A 14,577-nucleotide genomic window follows, 5' to 3' on the forward strand; every position below is an offset into this window, starting at 1 on the left:
CGGTGACTGTGCGGGCTACTTCACCGCGATGGGATTGACCGGGGAGCCGACGGCTCCGGTGATGAGCAGGGGCGCGGCGGTGAGCCAGAACTCGTACACGCCGTCGGCCGCGCAGTCCGCGGCGAGGGCGTCCAGGTCCCACATCTCGCCGATCAGCAGGCCCATGTTGGGGATGGCGATCTGGTGCAGCGGCTGGAAGGCGTGCTCGAACTCGTTCGGCCGGACCTCGAAGCCCCAGGTGTCGGTGGCGATCGCGGCGATCTCGCTGCCGTGCAGCCAGTCGGCTGTGGTGAACGACAGGCCGGGCGCTGGGCCGCCCGCGTAGTCGCCCCAGCCGTCGCGCCGTGCACGGGCGAGGTGTCCGGTGCGGACCAGGACGATGTCGCCGCGGCCGACGCTCACGCCGTGGGCCTCGGCCGTCGCGGTCAGGTGTCCCGCGGTGATCGCGAAACCGTCCGGCAGCTCCGGTTCACCGTCGTCGTCACCGATGACCCGGGCGACGTCCAGCAGCACTCCGCGACCGGCCACGTACGGGGCCATGTGCTCGATGCCGGTGACCAGGTCGCCGTCGGAGGTGACAACCTTCTCGGCGGCCCGTCCGTTCCACGCCTTGCCGTGGTCGAAGATGTGCCCGAGACCGTCCCACTGGGTGGAGCACTGCAACGGCATCGTGATCACGTCGTCGGCGCCGCCGATTCCGTGTGGGAAGCCCTGGTTGCCGAGGGCTGCGTCGGTACCTGTGTCGAGCATGGTGTGCACGGGATTGGTCCGCCGGCGCCAGCCCTTCTGTGGGCCGTTCATGTCGAAGGACTGCGAGAGCGAGAAGCTGACGCCCCGGCGCACGAGTGCCGCGCCTTCGCGCCGCTTGGCCTCGTCGAGGTAGTTCAGAGTGCCGAGCACGTCGTCCTCGCCCCAGCGTCCCCAGTTGGAGTACGCCTTGGCGGCCTCGGCGATGGCGCCTTCCGGGTCGTGGCGGTCCAGGCTCATGACTCCTCCACACAACGCGTGCGTTGCGTACCGAGACCGGTGATGGAACCCTCCATGACGTCGCCGTCGCGCAGCAGCCGCCCCCAGTGGATGCCGTTGCCGGCCGGGCTGCCGGTCAGCACCAGGTCGCCGGGCAGGAGCCGGCAGGTCTGGGAGATGTACGACACCAGCCGCGCGACGCCGAAGAGCATGTCCTTGGTGGACTCGTCCTGCATGGTGTCGCCGTTCAGCTTCAGAGTGACCCGCAGGTCACCGGGGTCGGCGATGGACTCGGTGGGGACGATCCAGGGCCCGAGCGGGGTGAAGCCGGGGGCGTTCTTGCTGCGCAGCCAGTCGGTGCCGATGGCGGGCATGTCGCGGCGGAAGACCGTGGCGCGGTCGGTGAGGTCGTTGGCGATGGTGTAGCCGGCGACGTACTCGAGCGCGTCCTCGACGGACACCCGGTGGGCGGGCTTGGCGATGACGGCCGCCAACTCCAGCTCCCAGTCCGGCTTCTGCGCCCAGGAGGGGAGTACGACATCGTCGTACGGGCCGGCGATGGTGCTGGGCAGACCGATGAACACGTACGGCAGGTCCTCGGCGGCCCGCCGGTCCATGACCGCCGCGATCTCCGCGCGTGCCTCCTCGACCGTGCGCGGGTCGTCGGGGGAGCGATGGGCGACCTCCAGGTCGATCACGTGCTGGCGGTAGTTGGCGCCGGACTGGAAGATCTGACGCGGCTCGACGGGGGCGTGCACACGCAGACCGTCCAGCGGGCGCCACTCCAGGGCGCCTTCGTTCGCGAGGGTGTGCAGGACGGGCAGGGTCTCCTCCCACCGCTCCAGCACGGCGCGCATGCCGGAAGGCGCCCAGGCCAGGGATGTGCCGAGGTCCAGCACCCGGTCCTCGACCAGTAGCCCGGGGAACGGCTCCCCGTCCGGAAGCGAGAACGTGCCGAGCGCGAACGGGCCTGTGGATTGCACGAGTGTTGCCATGAGATGTCCTCCTGTGGAGTTGCGGTCTACTCTGGCCCCGCTGGGCGAATCACGGAAATCAATCCTGTGGATGCGCCATATCCATGGTGTGGATGACTATTGCTTGCATGGGTGGTGCCTGGTGAACCTGTCCCGACTCGACCTCAATCTCGTGATCGCCCTGCGCGCGCTGCTGGAGGAGCGCAACGTCACCCGGGCCGGTGAGCGCATCGGACTGAGCCAGCCCGCGATGAGCGCTGCGCTGTCCCGGTTGCGTCGCCATTTCGACGACGAACTGCTCGCCCGGACGGGCAATTCCTACGAGCTGACCCCGCTCGGCACCGCGCTGCGGGACCGTAGCGCCACCGCGTGCGACCTGCTGGAGCGCGTCTTCTCCAGCCAGGCCGACTTCGACCCGGCTGCGGAGAGCCGTGAGTTCACTCTGCTGGCCTCCGACTACGGCGCGGCCGTGTTCGGTGCCGCGCTCGCTCGCGTCCTGCACCACGAGGCGCCGGGCATCCGGCTCACCTTCCAGCACCCGGCGCCCTCAGTTGTGGAGAACACCGCCACCGTGCTGAGCACCGTCGACGGACTGCTGATGCCGCACGGTGTCATCGACGGCTTCCCGTCCGTCGACCTCCACCAGGACCGCTGGCTGTGCCTGGTGGCCGACGACCACCCCGAGATCGGTGACGATCTCACCCTCGATCAGCTGGCCCGCCTCCCCTGGGCCGTCTACCAGCGCCCCTACGACGCCCCGGCGGCCCGCCAGCTCAGCATGCTCGGCATCAGTCCCCAGGTGGAGGTTTCCGTCCAGACCTTTCAACTGCTGCCGCACATGGTCGAGGGGACCCGCCGGGTCGCGATGATCCAGGAGCGCCTGGCGCGCAAGGCGGTCCGCTCCGCCGCGGTGCGGGTCCTGCCCTGCCCCTTCGAGGCCGTACCGGTGCAGGAGGCGATGTGGTGGCACCCGGTGCATGCCCAGGACGCGGCCCACATCTGGCTGCGGCGGAAGGCAGCGGAGGTGGGCGCGACGCTGACGGGCCACGGCACGGACGAGGCCGCACCGGCGGGACAGGGAGCCGGGCCGGCGCCGGGCGTGCTCTGAGCCCGGCCCGGTGGGAGCCGATGGCCGGCGGTCAGTGGTGCCGGTGCCGGAGCCGGAGCCGGAGCCGGAGGCAGGGTGTGGCCTGTACGTGTCGGCCTCATCCTCGTCCGGTACGACGGCAAATGCCGACACGCGTGACGGGGGCAGAGGCACTGCCTTCGGCACCCTGCCCCCCTCGGCTTCCGTGGCCTCAGGCCAACTGCTGGGGCAACGGCCGGGGATCATCCACGGCACCGGCGCGGTGCCGGGCAGTCAAGAGCCCCGCCGCGAGGACCGCGGCAGCCAGGCCCAGCACACCCACGGCCCTCGCCAGGCTGCCGACCGCCGACTCCAGGGCGAGCAACACCAGCGGGCACACGAACTCGCCGCCGAAGAAGGCCGCCATCCACAAACCCGTGCCACGGCCGCGATCCTCGAACGCCAGCCGGGACATGGCACTGGTGAGGAGGGCGGGCAGGAGCATGCCCGTACCCAGACAGTTGATCACGGCTCCCACGACCAGCAGCGGGGCGTTGCCCCCCAGGAACACCACTCCGAAACCGACCGCACAGAGCGCGAGAACGGCCGGCAGTATCGGGTCGGGGGAGCGTTTCATCCGGGCGAAGGTGACGGCACCGGCCACGGTGGCGGCACTCGCGGTCGCGGTGGCCATGCCGATCACCCCGGTGTTCTCCACGCCGAGGTCGTCGAGCAGGTAGGCCATCTCCACCGGGACCGTGTAGAAGACCATCGCCCCGAAGAAGGTGAGGGCACAGATACCCGCCATCTGCCGCCAGGGAAACGGACGTTGGGCCGCGGCCTCGGCCGTTTCGGTCTCGGCCCGGGCGTTGCCGACGGCCGCGCGGGCCGCAGGGGCGGGCAGAGCGGTGGCCATCAGGGGGGCGAGTACCAGGCTCACGGCGTAGGCCCAGAAGGGCAGGCGCCAGCCCGCCGCTCCGACAGCGCCGCCGACCACGAAGAACACGGTGGCCGATGCCGAGGCGCACATGGTCTGCAGGGCCAGGTACTTCACACGTTGGTGACCGGAGTAGTAGTCACCGATCAGCGTCGTACAGCACGTCATGATCGCGGCCTCGGTGACGCCGACCAGTGCCCGACTGGCGATGATGGCGCCCAACGAGTCCAGCCACAGCGGCGCCGTGCCGAACAGTGCGTACAGGACGGTCGCCACGATCAGCAGACGTTTGCGGCCGAGCCGGTCCACGATCACCCCGGCGAACGGGGCCAGCAGCGCCAACGACAGCGCGGGAACGGTCAGCGCGAGAGGAACCAGCGCCTTGGCCCCCGGGACCGACTCGAAGTAGTCCTGCATCTTCGGCAGCACGGGGGCGATCAGCACCGCGCCCAGGATCGGCAGACAGCTCCCCGCCATCAGCAGGGTCACGCGCAGCACATGGGCCGGGCCCGACACGGCGACAGGTGACGGAGCGGCGTCACCCACCGTTGCGGGGGACGGGGACACGGAACCAGGCATGGCGACTCCAGGGGACGGTGTACGGGAGCGGGCATGCGTTTCACGGGCGCCTGTGGCGCACGGCATGCTCGGGGCGGCCGCACGTCGACGGTTGGGCCGGACGGCGGCGTGCGGGTTGGCACGACTATGGGTCGTCGGGCGCCCGGCCGCCATCCTCCGCGCGATCCGAATCCCGTATCAGGTGCATCCACACCGTGGATGAGCTTCATCCGTGCCCTGGAATACTCCGCGCCCTGGGCCGCCACGTGGACGTGATGTGAGCGGGTCCGCCGCCGCTGTCATGGTGGACCCGCTCCCGGGTGCTGCGAGCAGCAGTCAGAAGGCTCCGGGGCTGCGTCCGAGGGTGTCCGTGGGGTCGCCGGGGTCGGCGCCCTTGACCTGGCCGAAGTACAACTCGACCTGGGAGCGGAAGCGTTCGACGGACGCGCGGTCAGACATGAATTTCGCGAACGCCGTCTGGTCGGTGTTCTTGTACGAGGCCAGCAGCCTGAGGCCGGCCGGCGGACTGACGTCCTTGCGGACGGACCAAGTCCAGGTGGCAATGGCATTCTTCTGCACGGCCTGGGAGTCGAGCCAGCTCATGAAGAGCTTGGCGCCGGCCTTGTGCGGGGCGTTCTTGAAGATGGCGCCGCGCTGGGCCCAGGAGTTGAAGCGCTCGGTGTCGGAGAAGACCTGGGTGCCGTTGGGGCGGGCGTCGCCGCCGACGGCGATCGAGGCGAGGTAGTCGCCGCTCGCCACTCCGGAGGCGGATCCGGGCACACCGCGGACCAGCTTGGGGTTCTGCTTGACCAGCTGGGCCAGGTAGTTCCACCCGTACTTGTCGACGAGCTGCTTGTAACCGAACAGCACGGCGTCGTCGTCATTGGGGTAGGTCAGGACCAGCTTGTTCTTGTACGCGGGCTTGAGCAGGTCGGTGCCCTTGAAGTCGCCCGGGTTCGCCGGGAGTTGCTTGCTGTTGACGACGTAGGAGAACGCGCCGTAGAAGACGCCGGTGTAGTAACCGTCCTTGTCCTTGGCATTGGCGAAGACCTTGTCCCAGCCCACCGGCTTGTACCGGAGCAGGTCGCCCTGCTTCTTCCAGCGGTCGAAGTCCTGGGCGGTCTGGAGGATGGCGGCGTCGGCGACGAGGCTGCCGGTGGCGAGCTGGTTGTCGATCCGGGCGTCGTGGTACTTGCTCAGGTCGGTGACCAGGTTGAGCTTCACGTCCGGGAACTGCTGCTGGAACGCGGTGGCCAGGTTGTCCCACTGGCCGGGAGCGTCGCCGCCCATGTAGACGGTGACCTTGCCGCCCTGGGCCTTGGCCTGCCGGTAGAGGGCATGAAGCTGGGCCTGCTCGCTCACGGGCGCGTGGTGGTGCGCGGGGGCATTGGCCATGGCGGTCGTGGAAACGGCCCCCAGGGTCAGGGCCACGACCACGGCAGCGGCGCCGAGCGACTGCTTCTTGCTGATCTTCACGAGGTCCTACCCTTCACTCCATACGTTTGAACTCTCAAACGTTTCGATGAGAGTCACGCTAATTCGTTTGAAACTTCAATCGCAAATGAATAGGGTGTGACCATGACCACTTCGCCACGCTGGCTCGACAGCGAGGAGCAGCGGGCCTGGCTGGCCTACATCGACTTCTCCACGCTCCTGGCCGACCATCTCAACCGACAGCTCCGCAGGGACGCGGGGATGACGCATGCGGACTACAGCCTGCTGGCCCACCTCTCCACGGCTCCGGGTCGCACGCTGACCATGTCCGAGCTGGCTGAGCGACTGAAGGTCACCCGCAGCCGGCTGACCCATGCCGTGACCCGCCTCCAGGAGGCCGGCTACGTCGTCCGTCAGGAGGACCCCGGCAACCGCCGCAACCAGCTCGCCGCCCTCACTCCGCAGGGGCTCGAGCTCCTGGAGCGTGCGGCCCCGGGCCACGTCGAGGCCGTACGCCGCGCGGTCTTTGATGCGCTCACCCGTGAGCAGGTGGGCCAGCTTGCCGAGATCGGCGAGGCGATCAACGTCGCACTGCAACGCATGGACGAAGGCGGCGACGACCAGGAGCCACTGCCTTGGCGTCGACGGTAGGGCGGCGTCAGTCGGGCGAGGGCCGTTGTTGCGGGCGCGGATGACGACACCAGGCGAGTAGTCACCTTCTCCTGGCGGTGGCGACTCCGCAGCGGGCCGCGGTGGAGGTGGCCGAGCGGACCGGTGTGAGTGCCATGCGGACCTGACAGCGGATCACGGGCACGTTGCCCTGCCGGTGTTGGGGGAAGGTCGCGATAGCGGCCTGCGAGAGCACCGGCGACTGGGCTGCCGGCGCGGCCGGTTCCCGGGCTGCGCAAACATATGGGTTTCGGCTTCGAACGGTTTCACCCCGACGGAATCGTCCTGAAGGAGATGCGCGCGCTCGTCCGACGAGTTGCGGCAACGACGGCGAGTGGCACGGACTCGGCGCCACGCCCGGAGCGGGTGGGTGTCGGTGCCTGCCGGCTGCGCCGGCCTCACTCGCATGCGCGCGGCCGGTCAGGTTCCTGTTGCCGGACGGGTGGCGCGGTTCCGTGGTCGAGTCCTGGTCAGTCCGGTCTCCACGGCGGTGAGCAGGGCGAGAGCGGCGTCGAGGTGTTCGGTGTCGTAGCCGGCGGCGTCGGAGACGGCCGTGGCCCATTCCCGGCGGACGAGGGCGTAGTTGGTGCGTCCGAGTTCGGTGGCGCGGACGGTGACTCCGCGGCCGTCGCCCGGGTCGGCACGTCGCTCGACAAGGCCCTTGCGTTCCAGCCCGCCCAGGACGGTGGAGAGGTTGGTTCGTTGCAGTCCGGTCGCGTCGGCGATGCGACTGGGCGGGGCGTCGGGCTCGCGCTGCAGGTAGCGCATCACCATGCCCTCGGACGGTGAGAGGGGGATGGCTCTCTCGTCGGCGTATCCGCGGAACTGGACCTCCCGGCTGATGATCAGCACGAGATCGGCCAGCTCGGCCCACCGCTGCTCGTGGTCCGGTCCGGCCGTCGAGTCCGTCGGGTGCGCTTGGTCCTCCATCACGGCTCCAGGGTACGGGGTTGCCCGGAAGTAGTTATGGGCACATACTCGTTATGAGTTCATAGTTATAGGTTCATAACTACAGTCTTTTGGGGGCTGTCATGACGACAAGTACTTCCTCCCGGCATACCGGGACTGCTGCACGCTCGCCCCATGCCACGGCCCGCGCGGGCGGCCTGCACCCGGCCGGGGTGTTCATCCTGCTGGCGGGCGCGTTCCTGCCGATCATGGACTTCTTCATCACCAACGTGGCCCTGCCCAGCATCAACGCCTCGCTGCACGCCTCGGCTTCGTCGCTGGAGCTGGTGATCGCCGGGTACGGCGTCGCGTACGCGACCCTGCTGGTTCTCGGCGGCCGGCTGGGTGACCGCTTCGGCCGTCGGCGTCTCTTCCTCGGGGCGCTCGTGGGCTTCGTGCTGGCCTCGCTGGCCTGCGGTGTCGCGCCGAGCGTGGGTGCGCTGATCGCGGCCCGCACAGTCCAGGGCGCCACGGCCGCCCTGCTCATCCCGCAGGTGCTGGCGACCTTCCACCACGTCCTCGAAGGAGAGCGCAAGGCCCGTGCCGTGGCCCTGTACGGGGCGACCTCCGGAATCGCCGCCGTGGTCGGACAGTTGGTGGGCGGCCTGCTGGTCAGTGCCGACATCGCCGGCACCTCCTGGCGGCCGATCTTCCTCGTCAACGTACCCATCGGCGTGATCGTGCTCCTGGTGGCGGCCCGGATCGTGCCCGACACCCGATCGCACCACCCGGTCGGCATCGACCTGCCCGGCACCGTGCTGTTCGCCGCCACCCTGACCGCCCTGCTGGTTCCGCTGACCGAGGGACACTCGTTGGGCTGGCCGTGGTGGACCTGGCTGATGCTCGCCGTCGCAGTCGTCCTCGGCGCCGCCACCTACCTCGTGGAAAAGCGCACCGAGCGGCGCGGCGAGGTCCCGCTGCTGCCGCCGTCCCTGCTGCGCCTGCCGTCGATGGCCCGCGGCCTGACCATGGTGTTCGCCTTCAGTATCGGCTTCGGTGCCTTCATGTTCGTCTTCGCCCTCACCGTCCAGAACGGCCTGCACGCCGACGCCCTGCACAGCGGGCTGGCGATCCTGCCGATGGCCCTGCTGTTCTTCGCCGGGTCACTGGTCGCGCCGCGCCTGATCACACGGTTCGGCCGGGCGGCGCTGTCCGCCGGTGCCGTCGTCCAACTCGCCGGACTGGCCTCGCTGGTGGCGGTCCTCCTCGGGAACTGGCCGCACGTCAGCCTGTGGGCGATGGCCGTGCCACTGGCCCTGGTCGGTGCCGGACAGTCGATGCTGTTCGCCGGCCTGTTCCGCAGCGTGCTCGCCGACGTGCCCACGCACATGGCCGGTATCGGCAGCGGCGTGCTGATCACCCTGCAGCAGAGCGGACTGGCGCTCGGCGTTGCCACCCTCGGCACCCTCTACCTGGCTCTGGCCCCGCACGACGTCGCCCACGCCTTCGCCGCAGTTGAGTACGTGCAGATGGGCATCGTCGCCCTCCTCGCGGCCGGCGCTGCTGCCCTGCCTCGCTTCAACAAGGCCACGTCGGCCGCCACTCCCGTCGTCGACGCCTGAACCGGCCCCATACGAACCTGAACCAGCCCCTTACGAAAGGGACCAGTGATGAGTCTGCTCGACTTGTCGCGATGGCAGTTCCTGTACTGGCGTACCGGTAGGGCGCTCTACCTGCAGATGTTCCGTTTCTGGCGGCGCATCTTCGCCGTCGGCTTCGCGATCGGCGTGACCGTCTTCTTCGTCGAGGCGGGCTTCATCGGTGTCCTGCTCTACGGGGACGGCCGCGTCCGCAAGGGCACGATGTCCTTGTCCAGCGTGATGGTGTCGGTGGGCACCGTCCTGTCGTCCGCGTGGATCATCGCGGCGAACTCGTGGATGCGGACCCCCGCCGGATTCAAGGTCGTCCACGGGCAGTTCGAGCCCACGGACTGGATGCGTGTCATCTTCAACCCGTCGTTCATCTGGCGCCGGCCGCACATGCTGGCCGCCGTGCTGATCTCGGCGAGCTTCTTCGGCGCGGGGATCTCGGCCTGGTACCTGGTCAAGGGGCGCGCGAAGGGCTTCGCCCGTCGCTCGATCCACCACACGCGCCCCACAGTCTCCGTGAGGAGTTTCCCCGCAGCACCCCTTCTGTTTGCCAGGTGTGGCTACCTTCGCCTCGCCCGGTCCGGCACAGGAGAGGCCCATCCATGAGCACCCCGATCCACCCCACCTCGACACGGCAGTCTGCAGCCGTCCTGACGTCGGCCCAGCAGCGTCGGGAAGGGAGCCGGACCGGGAGTACGTCCGCACGCTCGACGGAGCACGCCCTCCTCGCGATGCAGTCCCGCGCCGGCAACCGGGCCACGACCGCGGCGGTGCAGCGCGCCCGGGACACCGCCCGAGATCCCGCCCGGGACACCGAGAGAGACAGAGCGGCGGAGAACGGCGGCGCGTCCGCCGGAGCGAAGAAGAACTATCGCGACCGGATCGCCGCGCTCCTCGACAGGTTCAAGAAGAATCTCGAACCCATCGACACCTTCATCAAGGGCTTCCAGACCCCCACCAACGCGGCCTTCACCCAGCAGGCCGCCGTCTCGGCCAATGAGGGCCTCAAGCACTCCACGGCCGCCTCGGGGACCTCCGCGGCGTCGGGGAACCTCCTCACGGAGGCCGCCGGCACCGTGGTCAGTGGCATGGACGCGTACAAGAACATGCAGGACGCCAAGAAGCACGAGACCGGGGCCAACCACCACACGGCGAAGAAGAAGGCCAAGACCAAGGGGGCCGACGCGGTTGTCGGCGCCGCCAACTCGGGAAGCTACAGCGCCGCCATCGCCAAAGAGGTGACCAAGGTCCAGAAGGCGGCGGACGCCGCGGTGGCGTCCGAGGCGAGCGGTATCGCCAGCGCTTCCATCGGCGCGATCAAGGGCATGCGGTCCGCCTTCCGCGTCGGGGGAGCGGCCCGCAAGTACAAGGAGGTCAAGAACCTGGGAGATCCCCACCTCGTCCACGCGGGGTCACTGGCCCGGCTGAACGAGTCGCGGGAGCAGGCCGGCTGGGCCGCCGCGGAGGCCTACGTCGCACTGGACGCCTACTGGGCCCACGACGGCCAGGAACGGCTGGAGCTCGTTTCCGAGGCCATCGACGCCGCCTGGGAGGCGATGGGTGAAGCCCGTGACACCGCCGAGAGCCTCCAGCGCGCCGAAAAAGACGTGGAAAAGCTGAGCACGGTGCAGGCGTACGCGAAGAAGAAGCAGCTCACCAAGATGGGCAAGGAGACGGTCAGCGGCGGGGGCGAGTCCACCAAGGCCGCAGCCGGCATCGTGACGGCGGTCGCGGCGGGAACAGTCGGGCTGGCGAGCAACCCGGTCGGATGGGGCCTCGCCGGGGCCGGGGCCGGACTCGTCCTCGGCGTCACCATGTACAAGGCGCTCCGCGCCGCCACGAAGCGCTACGAAGAGGTCCACCACCCCGAGCGCTGGGCGCCGAAGGGCGAGACCCCCGAGGAGGCCGCGTCCCGCAAGGAATCACTGAAGCATGCCCTGAAGTTCTGGAAGAAGGTGTCGAAGGGCGAACGCCAGGCCATGGCTCGCGAGATCTACGCCCTGGCGGCGGGTCCCGACATCCCCGGGAGCGGCAGCACGACGGACGAGATGCGGGAGTCCGCCAGATCCCTGCTCATCGCTCTCAAATCCGGCCCCGCCAAGCACAAACTGGAGCCGGAAGCATGGGTTGAGACCCTCAACGACCCGGCGAAGACCGGCGATTGGATCCAGGAGATAGCGGAACAGCTGGCCTCGGGGTGACCAGCCTCGTTCCACTGAGCCGTCGACGGGGGTGCCACGAACGACGACCGGTTGCGCAACCGCCCCACCTCCAGCAAGTGGTGGAGCTGTCGGCGCAACACCCCCTTTCTCACCCAAAAGGGGGTTCCGGAGTCACCTGTTCCCAGTCGTGGCCGTCGCCGCCGACCATCTCTTCACCGGCACACTCGGATCCAACTGGCGTCTCGCCGACGCACCGCCCTGACCGACGACGAGACTGACGAACGCCTCGCCCAACTGCGGCTGAACGACAGCGGACTGACCGCCCGAACCCTGGTCGGCCCCGGCGGGAGGCAGTTCTCCAGCGGTGAACTCCGGCGGGTCTACCTGGGCCGGGCCCTGGCCGCCACCCGCAGGTCCTGATCGTCGACGAACCGAGGAGATGCAGCCACCTCTCACAGCTGGGCTGTCGGCTCGGTGGCGGGGGAGGCGGCGTCGGAGCGTGTGCCGACAGCAGGTGCCAGGATGATCGCCACGGCGGTGAAGGCGAGGACGACGATCATGGCGACGCGAAGGCCGTAGTGATCGCCGAGGAAACCGAGGCAGGGCGGCCCGACGAGGAACGCGACGTAGCCGATCATCGCCACGAGGCTGACTCGCGCGGCTGAGTTGGGCCCGGAATCACCGGCCGCCGAGAGAGTGACCGGGAAGCCGAGTGAGGCTCCGAGGCCCCAGAGGAGAACGGCGGCGCCCGCGAGGGCGGCCGAGTCGGCGAAGACGACAACGGCGATTCCGAAGGTCGCGCAGATGGCGCTGGCTCGGACGACGGGGGCGCGGCCGAGGCGGTCGATGAGGAATCCGCCGGCGAAACGGCCGATGGTCATGGCCGCGGCGAAGCCGGTGTAGACGGCTGACCCCAGGGCGGGGTCAACGCCGTGGCCGTCGACCATGAGCAGGGGCAGCCAGTCGTTGGCGGAACCCTCGGCCAGTGCCATGGCCAGGATGACCCCACCGATCAGCAACAGCCGTGGGTCCTTCCAGACCCGCGCCGGGGCCTGTGTGGTGCTTGCGTCGGACTGCGAGCTGTGGTCTCGGGTCTTGCCGACCTCATGGGGAATGGAGCGGAAGGCATAGGCAAACATGGCTGCCGTGACGGCGGCCATGGCGGTCAGGTGCCACTGCACCGGGAAGGAGACAGCGGTACACAGGATTCCCAGCGCGGCCCCGACGACGGTTCCCAGGCTGAAGAAGCCGTGGAGCGTGGGCAGTACCGTCCGTCCCGTGATCTGCTCGACGTCGGCGCCATCGATGTTGATCGCGACCTCTCCACCGCCCATTCCGGCTCCGAAGAGGAACAGTCCGGCGGTGGTTGCCGGGGCGGAGGAAAGCGCCGTCCCGAGGCCGATCACCGCCATGCTGAGGATGATCAGCATGGTTGCGGCGCCCATGACGGGCCGGGTGCCGAACCTGGCCACGAGCGTTCCGGAACTGAGAATGCCGATCATGGATCCGACTGACAGCCCGAACAGGACGATGCCCATTTGCGCGGTAGAGACGTCGAGTCGGTCCCGGATGTCGGGCGTCCGGGTCACCCATGACGAAATCGACAGGCCGGGTATGAGGAAGAAGAGGAACAGCGCCGCACGGCGGCGGCGCGTGGCCGGGTCCATCAAGATCTGTGCTCTTTCACGTGTGTCGGTCTACTGGTCACAAGACCGCCGCCAGCGACTCCAGCGACGCCAGGTAGTCGGGACCCACGGGGGCGAGGATCGCACTCGTGACACCCGCGGCGAACAAGTCCGCCAACCTGGACTGTGCCTGTTCCGGCGTGCCTGCGACGGCGAGTTGTCGTACCCATTCGTCCGGCAGGGCGCGGGCGAACTCCTCCGCGCTGTCACACCGTGAGCGCAGGGCGACCAGGTCGTCGTAGAAGGGAAGCGGGGCGATGTGGGGCTGCCAGTCCGGTTCTCCGACCACTGCGAGGGCGGGACGGGCGGCTGCCAGTGCGGCGGCGGGATCGTCGTCGATCGCCGCGATGTTGTACGCGACCAGACGGTGGGGGCGGGTGGGCGCGATGTGCTTGAGGGCTTCTGTCACGTAGGCCGGTGTCACCGGTTCAGCGAGGAGCGTGCCGTCGGCCACGTCACCCGACACGGCCAGGGACTTGGGACCGCGCACGCCCGCCAGGACGGCGGGGGCCACAGCCGGAGTGGAGCTCTCATGCAGTCGTACTCCGTCTATGTGCACGTACTTCCCGTGCTGATCCACGGGTTGGCCGCTCAGCAGCGACTTCAGGGCGGTGATGTACTCGGCAAGGAGGGTCAGGGGGCTCTTCGGCCATGCGCCGGCGCTGCGCATCCAGGACGGCATGCCGTGGCCGACGGCGATGTCGAGGCGATCGGGATGCAGTTGGGCGAGGCTCGCGATCTCCATCGCGGTGAAGGCCACATTGCGGGCGGCGGCAGGCAGGAGTCCGACGCCGACCCGGATCCGCGTGGTGGAGGCGAGGACGGTGGCCGCCTGCACGAGTCCTCCTCGGTAGCCGAGGTCCTCGACCACCCACAACTCGTCGAAGCCGTGTTCCTCCGTACGCCGGGCGAAGGGGATGATGTCCCGCGTCGGGGTGTCGCGGGGCAGGAGAACGCCGATGGTGCCGTCCCGTGTCGTCATGGTGATCTCGACCTCCGCAGGTTCACGCCGCATGGCGGCTGGGTGGTTCGTCGCGCGCCGGTCGGCCCTGGCTACGAGCCTTCGACGTCTGATTCCCGGTCTGGACACGGCAGTGAGGATGCGTGCTCGGCGTCAGGTCCATTGACCGCGACGGTACCGGCCCGGACACCGCGGGCCGGCGTGAGGGCCCGGTCGATGCCGTGGGACCAGACGGTGGCGGCCGGCCCGCAATCGGTGTCGTCGGCTACGGCGAGCGGCGAGTGCTTTCTCGTCGGCGTCGAACGCAGGCACCGTGACGACCGGGCCGAAGGCCTCGTCCCGTGCCACGGCCATGGCGGGGGAGACGTTGTCGATGACGGCGCGCGCGACGAACCAGCCGCCGGAGTCCTGGTGCAGTTCTGGCCGGCATCGCGGAACGCGGCCTCGGCGAGATCGGCCGCCACGATCTGAGGGCTCTTGCCCCGCGTCCGAGGACGATGTTCTTCGGGTTGCTGTCGGCCGCGTAGCGCAGGAACACCTTCCCGACCTCCGTCGAACCGGCGGAGGAGAGCACGTCGACGTCACGGTGCAGGAACCGCGCAATCGCCGATGAGCTGCCCCGGCCCCG

The 14,577-nt window shown here is 69.2% G+C and carries 13 protein-coding genes; 5 read left to right on the top strand and 8 right to left on the bottom strand.

Features of this window, described 5'->3' with window-relative positions:
* Window positions 1-15: 15 nt before the first annotated feature.
* Together ACN20J_RS48855 and ACN20J_RS48860 are read right to left on the bottom strand one after the other, a co-directional pair.
* A complete protein-coding gene (locus tag ACN20J_RS48855; RefSeq protein WP_361901465.1) occupies window positions 16-987 on the bottom strand; it encodes a cyclase family protein in 972 nt (323 codons plus the stop codon).
* Entirely contained in the window at window positions 984-1,961 is a 978-nt protein-coding gene (locus ACN20J_RS48860) for a fumarylacetoacetate hydrolase family protein (RefSeq protein ID WP_419668677.1), read from the bottom strand. Before ACN20J_RS48860 ends, ACN20J_RS48855 begins: the two co-directional genes overlap by 4 nt.
* Window positions 1,962-2,082: 121 nt before the next feature.
* On the opposite strand from ACN20J_RS48860, the gene ACN20J_RS48865 reads away from it, so the two are divergent.
* A complete protein-coding gene (locus ACN20J_RS48865) occupies window positions 2,083-3,048 on the top strand; it encodes a LysR family transcriptional regulator (protein WP_419668678.1) in 966 nt (321 codons plus the stop codon).
* Between the two features lie 190 nt (window positions 3,049-3,238).
* On the opposite strand, the gene ACN20J_RS48870 is transcribed toward ACN20J_RS48865, so the two are convergent.
* Entirely contained in the window at window positions 3,239-4,522 is a 1,284-nt protein-coding gene (locus ACN20J_RS48870; protein ID WP_419668679.1) for an MFS transporter, read from the bottom strand.
* A gap of 315 nt (window positions 4,523-4,837) precedes the next feature.
* Entirely contained in the window at window positions 4,838-5,977 is a 1,140-nt protein-coding gene (locus tag ACN20J_RS48875; RefSeq protein WP_259334148.1) for an ABC transporter substrate-binding protein, read from the bottom strand.
* Window positions 5,978-6,079: 102 nt separating this feature from the next.
* Here ACN20J_RS48875 and ACN20J_RS48880 point away from each other — a divergent pair, with 102 nt between their 5' ends.
* Window positions 6,080-6,586 (top strand): MarR family winged helix-turn-helix transcriptional regulator, encoded by a 507-nt coding sequence (locus tag ACN20J_RS48880; protein WP_189844983.1) that lies wholly within the window; start codon window positions 6,080-6,082, stop codon window positions 6,584-6,586.
* A 438-nt stretch (window positions 6,587-7,024) separates the two neighbouring features.
* On the opposite strand, the gene ACN20J_RS48885 is transcribed toward ACN20J_RS48880, so the two are convergent.
* Window positions 7,025-7,534, bottom strand: coding sequence for a MarR family winged helix-turn-helix transcriptional regulator (locus ACN20J_RS48885; protein WP_189845011.1), 510 nt, complete (start codon window positions 7,532-7,534; stop codon window positions 7,025-7,027).
* 101 nt (window positions 7,535-7,635) lie between these two features.
* On the opposite strand from ACN20J_RS48885, the gene ACN20J_RS48890 reads away from it, so the two are divergent.
* From ACN20J_RS48890 to ACN20J_RS48900, 3 genes are read left to right on the top strand one after another with little or no spacing between them, the layout of a single operon-like run.
* Window positions 7,636-9,114: an MFS transporter gene (locus tag ACN20J_RS48890; RefSeq protein WP_190231806.1), complete on the top strand. Its 1,479-nt coding sequence runs from the start codon at window positions 7,636-7,638 to the stop codon at window positions 9,112-9,114.
* A 48-nt stretch (window positions 9,115-9,162) separates the two neighbouring features.
* Window positions 9,163-9,747 carry a cytochrome ubiquinol oxidase subunit I gene (locus tag ACN20J_RS48895; RefSeq protein ID WP_419668680.1) on the top strand — a complete coding sequence of 195 codons (585 nt, stop codon included), beginning with the start codon at window positions 9,163-9,165 and terminating at the stop codon, window positions 9,745-9,747.
* Window positions 9,744-11,342, top strand: coding sequence for a hypothetical protein (locus tag ACN20J_RS48900; RefSeq protein ID WP_419668681.1), 1,599 nt, complete (start codon window positions 9,744-9,746; stop codon window positions 11,340-11,342). Before ACN20J_RS48895 ends, ACN20J_RS48900 begins: the two co-directional genes overlap by 4 nt.
* 413 nt (window positions 11,343-11,755) lie before the next feature.
* Here the strand turns inward: ACN20J_RS48900 and ACN20J_RS48905 are convergent, their stop codons facing one another.
* The 3 genes from ACN20J_RS48905 to ACN20J_RS48915 all read right to left on the bottom strand — a co-directional run bounded on the left by ACN20J_RS48905 (window position 11,756) and on the right by ACN20J_RS48915 (window position 14,534).
* Window positions 11,756-12,970: an MFS transporter gene (locus ACN20J_RS48905; protein WP_419668682.1), complete on the bottom strand. Its 1,215-nt coding sequence runs from the start codon at window positions 12,968-12,970 to the stop codon at window positions 11,756-11,758.
* Between the two features lie 37 nt (window positions 12,971-13,007).
* Window positions 13,008-14,003, bottom strand: a complete 996-nt coding sequence (locus tag ACN20J_RS48910) for an LLM class flavin-dependent oxidoreductase (protein ID WP_419668683.1) — start codon at window positions 14,001-14,003, stop codon at window positions 13,008-13,010.
* Between the two features lie 99 nt (window positions 14,004-14,102).
* Window positions 14,103-14,534, bottom strand: coding sequence for an aldehyde dehydrogenase family protein (locus ACN20J_RS48915; protein ID WP_419668684.1), 432 nt, complete (start codon window positions 14,532-14,534; stop codon window positions 14,103-14,105).
* Between the last annotated feature and the right edge of the window lie 43 nt (window positions 14,535-14,577).

Source organism: Streptomyces sp. 2-1, from assembly GCF_048564895.1.
GTDB classification, from domain to species: domain Bacteria; phylum Actinomycetota; class Actinomycetes; order Streptomycetales; family Streptomycetaceae; genus Streptomyces; species Streptomyces phaeochromogenes.